The organism is Plasticicumulans sp., assembly GCF_035331805.1.
In the GTDB taxonomy this organism is placed as follows: Bacteria; Pseudomonadota; Gammaproteobacteria; order Competibacterales; family Competibacteraceae; genus Plasticicumulans.
In genome coordinates this window covers 1-2,793 of the sequence record NZ_DAOLKE010000423.1, presented here as the reverse complement: position 1 = coordinate 2,793, position 2,793 = coordinate 1, and the positions used below count along the sequence as shown (strand labels likewise).

Annotated in this window: 2 protein-coding genes and 1 pseudogene; all 3 read right to left on the bottom strand. The window is 72.1% G+C overall.

Translation table 11 applies throughout. The features are described from left to right. Positions 1-241: hypothetical protein (locus PKE44_RS17860; protein WP_324553956.1), on the bottom strand; the 241-nt coding region annotated here is incomplete at its 3' end. A gap of 2 nt (positions 242-243) precedes the next feature. After that, positions 244-2,220: an ATP-binding protein gene (locus PKE44_RS17855; protein ID WP_324553955.1), complete on the bottom strand. Its 1,977-nt coding sequence runs from the start codon at positions 2,218-2,220 to the stop codon at positions 244-246. Beyond that, positions 2,217-2,793 (bottom strand): annotated as a pseudogene (locus PKE44_RS17850) (hypothetical protein); the annotation flags it as partial. The pseudogene PKE44_RS17850 and the gene PKE44_RS17855, both read right to left, overlap by 4 nt.

Sequence of the window (2,793 nt, the reverse complement as noted above, 5' to 3'; positions counted from 1 at the left end):
CCTTGGCGGCCGGCGCGGCAGCCGCGCGCGGACTGCGCGCGAGCTGTCGGGCGACGCGTTCGGCTTCCTGCTCGGACGCATCGCCGGGAGTGCTCATCGCCAATTTCGCCTGCAGATAGGCTGGTGCCTTGCCCTTCGTCGCATTCGCCGCAGCAGCGCGCCGCAGGCGCGTGTTCTCTTGTGGTTTGCCCGCCGGTGCGCGGGAAAGCGCCGAACGACGCGCCTGGGTTACGCTGGCCATGCTTATCCTCCGTTTCCGCGCGCGGCGAGTTGGGCGAGCTGCGGCGGCGGCGTGCGGCCCAGCTTGTGGTATTCGCTGGCCAGCGCAGCGACCAGCAGGACCAGTTCGACCGGCTGCCCGGGCGCGGTTTCGCTGAGCGCTGCCGCGTGCAGCACGGCGTTGCGGATGTGGCCGCCGGGCAGGTCGCTGTAACTGGCGAGCAGCCGACAGTCGTCGTCACTCGGCGAGCGCGCACCGAGGTGCGATCGCCACAGGCGGTAGCGCTCGTCGACGCCGGGTAGCGGGAATTCGATGATCGCGTCGAAGCGTCGGGTGAACGCGGCGTCCAGGCGATTGCGCGCATTCGTCGTCAGGACGACGATTCCCGGATGGCTTTCAATGCGCGTCAGCAGGAAGTTGGTCATCATGTTGGCGTAGCGCTCGCCGGTCTCCTTGCCTTCGCTGCGCCGGCCGAAGAGCGCATCGGCTTCGTCGATCAGGAGGACGACGTCGAGCGCGGCGGCTTCGTCGAGCAGACGGCCGAGGTTCTTCTCGGTTTCGCCGACGTACTTGTTCATCACCGCGGCCAGGTCGACGCGGTAGAGCGGCGCGCCGAGCTGGCTCGCCAACCGGCACGCAGCGAGCGTCTTGCCTGAGCCGCTTTCGCCGGCAAAGAGCGCGCGTACGCCGGCGGTCGGCGTCGCCAGGCTCGGGCCGAGACCGGTCCACAGGCGCTCGCGCCGGCGGCAGCGGCAAATCAACTGCGCAAACTGCTGTTCCGTTGCCGGCGGCAGGACGAGCGCGTCGGCGCCGACCTCGCGCGCGAGCGGCTGCGCCAGCAGACGTAGGCGCTCGGCGGCAAAGCCCAGCCGCACCTGGCGCAGATGGCCGAGGTCGGGCGGCGCGTCGTCGCCCGCTGCAGCGCGGCGGATTCGCCCGGCAAGCGCGGCGATCGTCGCGCCGTCGAGCTGCGCGCATTCGGCGAGCGCCGGCGCGGTGTCCGGCCCCAGAGCCTGTTGCCAGGCACGCCGACGTTCGTCCAGGGTGAGCGACGGGATGACGATCTCCAGCGCATCGGCGACCTCTACCGTGCCGTCGACTCCGACAACGATGACGATCGGCGTCACGCCGAGCGCCGTCGCCGCCGGCGAGAAGCTCTCGCCTGGCCCGAGCGCGAGCGGCAGAACGGGTAGCCAGCCGGCGTAGCGGCAAGCGGCGGCGAGCAGTGGCCGGCTGTTCCACTCGCCCGCGTCGCATTCGACGGCGTGCAGTCCGGCGCCGACCGCCAGGCGCGCAGCTAGCGCCAGACCGGCGGCGCGCGCGCCGCGCACGACGATGAGCGGCGCTGCGCCCTGGCGCAGGCTGGCGGCGATCGCCGGCAGCGTCTGCTCGAGTTGCGCCGGCAGGGCAATCGCCGGATCGCTGGCGAGCAAGCGCAACTCGCGCCAGACCTGCCGGTCGCCGCAGCACAGCGCCCACAGGCGCGGGGAAACGTGCAGGCTGGCGAGCGGCAGCGCGTCGTCGCCGGCGATGCGCGCCAGTTGCGCCCGCACCAGCGGATGGTTGGGCCAGCTCAGCGGCGGCAGCGGCAGGGCAAAGAGCGCCTGGCTGAGTTCTGCCAGCAGATGCAGGCTGGGCCGCGTCTCGTCGGCTGGCGCCTGCAGTTCGGCGAGCGCCAGATTGATCAGGTGGCTGGCTTCGGCCTCGCCGGCGAGCGCGAAAGCGAACCACTCGTGCAACTGCAGGCGAAAGTCGTGCAGGATGCGGCCGCAGGGACCGGGCATCTGCGGCGCGCGCAGCGCCAGCTCGCGGCAGGCGCCGAGCCAGTCGCCAGGCGCCTGGGCGAGCAGCGAGTAGAGTTCTCCGTCACCGGCCAGACTCTCGAAGACCGCCGACGGCGCGCCCAGGCGCTCGCCGGCGAAACGCGCCAGACCGGCGTAGACGAAAGCGCGGTTGAGCGCCGGCACGGCGACCGCGGCCGGCGTCGCCGGCGCATTCATGGCGGGAAACCGGGCGGCGGCGCGTCGCCGCTGCCGTAGTGGAAGCTGACCACGCGACCCAGCCAGGGCAGCCAGCCGGGGTTGACGTCGAGTCCGGCACGCCGCACCGGCAGGCTGGCGTCGGCCAGGCGGAAATGGACGTCAACGTGGCTGCGCGTGACGACGACGCGCGCCGCGCGCAGGTAATGTTCGGCGACGCTGAAAAGCGGGCCGTAGCGCGCCATCCCGATCTGCAGCAGAGCGCTTTCAGCGGGCAGCGGCGGCAGCGTGGCGAGTTCGCCCGGGTCGTCGAGACCGATCTCAACGGCCAGAAAGCCGGCGAGCGGCGGGTCGGGGACGAGGCCCAGGCAGTAGCCCAGGCGCACCAGCCAGCGCCAGCCGCAGGCGGCAGGCGCGCGCTCGTCAAGGCGGGCCTGGACGGCGGCCAGGGCGAGAAAGTTGAGGAGATAGAAAAGGCCGCCGCATCGGGTCAGGAAGTCGTGTTCGGCGGCAAGCGCCGGCACCGCGGAATCGTCGGCCGCGAGGCGGCGCACAGCATCCGACTCGCCTGTGGTTGCCGGCGCTGCGGCGAAC

Bases quoted from the DNA above. Each gene is read 5' to 3' on its own strand.
- PKE44_RS17855 (WP_324553955.1), bottom strand. From the start codon at position 2,220: ATGAATGCGCCGGCGACGCCGGCCGCGGTCGCCGTGCCGGCGCTCAAC.